Origin of the sequence: Aeromonas sp. HMWF016 (genome assembly GCF_963878195.1) — a bacterium.
In the GTDB taxonomy this organism is placed as follows: Bacteria; Pseudomonadota; Gammaproteobacteria; order Enterobacterales; family Aeromonadaceae; genus Aeromonas; species Aeromonas lacus.
Genome location: NZ_CAWNWX010000025.1, coordinates 25,152 through 28,346 on the forward strand (window position 1 = coordinate 25,152; position 3,195 = coordinate 28,346).

General features: G+C 62.0%; 3 protein-coding genes. 2 read left to right on the forward strand and 1 reads right to left on the reverse strand.

Annotated elements, in window-relative coordinates:
- On the forward strand, positions 1–454 hold a 454-nt coding region (locus tag AACS24_RS21795; protein WP_308810152.1), incomplete at its 5' end, for an exodeoxyribonuclease VII large subunit.
- A gap of 127 nt (positions 455–581) precedes the next feature.
- Here AACS24_RS21795 and AACS24_RS03390 read toward each other — a convergent pair.
- On the reverse strand, positions 582–1,301 hold the full coding sequence (locus AACS24_RS03390; protein WP_058057460.1) for a GntR family transcriptional regulator: 720 nt from the start codon (positions 1,299–1,301) through the stop codon (positions 582–584).
- A 247-nt stretch (positions 1,302–1,548) separates the two neighbouring features.
- Here AACS24_RS03390 and mngA point away from each other — a divergent pair.
- Positions 1,549–3,195 (forward strand): PTS 2-O-a-mannosyl-D-glycerate transporter subunit IIABC (gene mngA, locus AACS24_RS03395; protein WP_258223082.1); only part of this gene is annotated, 1,647 nt, incomplete at its 3' end.

Sequence of the window (3,195 nt, forward strand, 5' to 3'; positions counted from 1 at the left end):
GCGGCTCGACCATCAGGATCCGAAACGGCGGCTGGAGCAGCAGTCCCAGCGCCTCGACGAGCTCTCCACCCGTTTGCAGCAGCTATTGCGCCAGCGGTTGCATCAGGGAGAGCGGCGGCTCACCAACCTTGAGCTGCGCCTGCAGGGCAAGAGCCCGGAGCGCTTGCTGGCCGCTGGCAAGCGCCGCCACCAGCTGGCCGAGGAGCGGCTTAATGCCCTGATTGCCAAGCGCCAGGATCTGGCCAGCCACCGCCTCGCCATGCTCACCGCCCGCCTCGATGGGGTGAGCCCGCTCGCTACTCTCGGTCGTGGCTACTCCATCACTCGCACTGCGCGCGGTGAAGTCATTAGTCGCGCCGATCAGGTCAGCAGCGGCGACCAGCTCATCACCACCCTGGCGCAAGGGAGCTTGCAGGTACTGGTCGAGGAAATCATCAACGACTCAGCGCAGTAGATCGGCTGCGTCAGACCACCAGCCAGTCTGCTATTTAGCCCGGCTAATCGGCCAGTTAACCGACCAAAAAAAGGCCACCACCGCAAACACGGTGGTGGCCTTTTTCATCGTGGGTGCTGTCGCCCGCTCACCCCTTGGCGCGGCGCGCGACCAGAGTGAACTTGTAGTCATCGCTCTTGAAGAAGTTGCGACTGAACTCGAACACAGTGCCATCTTGTAGGAAGCCACGGGAGACCTTCTCGATAATGGGCTTGGCGGGATCGATACCGAGCGCCTCCACCACCTGCGCCGAGGGGAGCACGGGAATGATCTCCTGCTCGCTGCGGTCGATCACCAGCTTTTTCACCTCTTCGATGTAGTGGTACTTGGAGCCCTGCATCACCGCATAACTGAGATCGGGGAAGAGGGCGAGCGGCATCCAGGTCTCCTCCAGCGTCACCGCGATCTGGCGAATAAAGCGCACCCGCTTGACGTAGTAGACCAGCGCCCCCTCCAGCAGATTGAGCCGCTCGGCCAACTCACTGCTCGCCTTGATCACCTCGAAGGCGAGAATGTCGCTGTGGGTCTCGGCCGCCGGATCGGTCACCTTCTCGTAGAGGCTGGTGAGCTGATAAATGTCGTAGTTCACCTTCTCCTGCCGCACGTAGCTGCCGCTGCCCTGAATGCTCTCGATGACGTTGAGTTCGGTCAGCTGCTTGAGAGCCTGACGCACCGTCACCCGGCTCACCCCGAACTGCTCGCGCAACTCGGCTTCGGTGGGCAGGGCATCGCCGGGGGCCAGCTCCCCTTGCGCAATCCACTGCTGGATGGTGTCAGCTATCTGGCGATACATGGGTTTTTTCGACACGAAAGGCCACCTTGTCGGCTCTGCGCCATGATAAATGGAAGAGGCGCCATTCTACCCCAGTTGCCCGGCAGACAAAACGGCCTGGCCCCATTTGACCTAACAAATTACCTTGACCATGCAATACAAAAACAATACAAATAATGAATTGTATGATACCACTCACAAAAATCAGTCGGCCGGTTTGTTAGCATCGCTGTCACTTTCACCATGACGGCTTGCTGGCAAGCCAACCTGACAGAGGATCATCATGAATCTGACCAGTCTTACCGGCCCCCATCTCATCACGTTGCAAACCCGGTTTGCCAATCGGGATGCAGCCATTCATGCCCTGGCTGATCGGCTCGATCAGGCCGGCAAGCTGCACGACAAGGGCGCCTTTCTGGCTGCGGTCATGGCCCGCGAGGCGCAGGGCCCCACCGCCCTTGGCGAAGGGCTGGCAGTGCCCCACGGCAAGTGCGATGCGGTGCGTGAAGCAGCCTTTGCCGTCGCGACCTTAAGCGAGGCGCTGGGCTGGGAGGGGATTGACGGCCCCGAGCCGGTCAACCTGATCTTCATGCTGGCGATCCCGACCGATCAGGCGGGCTCCACCCATATGCAGTTGCTCACCACCCTCACCACTGCCCTGGTGGATGACGATACCCGCGAGGCGGTGCTGGCGGCCCAGAATGCCGAGCAGCTGATGGCGCTGCTCGATGGTGAAGGGGATAGCGGCAAGCAAACGCCAAAAGAAGACAAATTAGATACAAGTCAACCCACTGTGGTCTGTGTCACCGCCTGTCCGGCGGGGATCGCCCACACCTATATGGCCGCCGAGTATCTGGAAAAGGCGGGGCGCAAGCTGGGCATTCGGGTACTGGTCGAAAAGCAGGGCGCCAACGGCATCGAGGATCGCCTGCCGCAAGAAGCGCTCGATGCTGCGGTGGCCTGCATCTTCGCCGCCGAGGTGGCCATCAAGGAGCAGGAGCGTTTCGCCGGGATCCCCCGGATCGAAACGCCGGTGGCCGAGCCCATCCGCCATGCCGAACGGATTCTGAATGACGCGCTGGAAGCGGCCAAGGGTGGGCGCAGTGCCCCTGCGCCCAACCCAAGCCAGAGCGATACCCCAAGCGGCAAGAAGGTGAGCCTCAAGACCGAGCTCAAACAGGCTCTGCTGAGCGGTATCTCCTTTGCCGTGCCGCTGATCGTGGCGGGCGGTACCGTGCTCGCCGTCTCTGTACTGCTGGCCCAGATCTTCGGCCTGCAACATCTGTTTGAGACAGAGAACTCCTGGCTCTGGATGTACCGCAAGCTGGGCGGTGGCATGCTGGGCACCCTGATGGTGCCGGTGCTGGCGGCCTATACCGCCTATTCGCTGGCGGACAAACCGGCGCTGGGCCCGGGTTTTGCGGCGGGACTGGCCGCCAACATGATTGGCTCCGGCTTTCTCGGCGGGGTGGTCGGTGGTCTTATCGCCGGTTACCTGATGCGCTGGGTCAAGCAGCATGTGCGCCTTAGCCCCAACTTCAACGGCTTTCTCACCTTTTACCTCTATCCGGTGATCGGCACCCTGGTGGCAGGCAGCCTGATGCTGTTTGTCATCGGCCAGCCGGTGGCCTGGCTCAACAACAGCCTCACCGAGTGGCTCAACGGCCTCTCCGGCACCAATGCGCTGGTACTGGGCGCCCTGCTCGGCTTTATGTGCTCGTTTGACTTGGGCGGCCCGGTCAACAAGGCGGCCTACGCCTTCTGCCTCGGCGCCATGGCCAACGGCGTCTACGGCCCTTACGCCATCTTCGGCGCGGTCAAGATGGTCTCGGCCTTTACCGTCACCGCCTCCACCCTGCTGGCGCCGCGCCTGTTCCAGACCTTCGAGATCGAGACCGGCAAATCGACCTGGCTGCTGGGACTGGCGGGG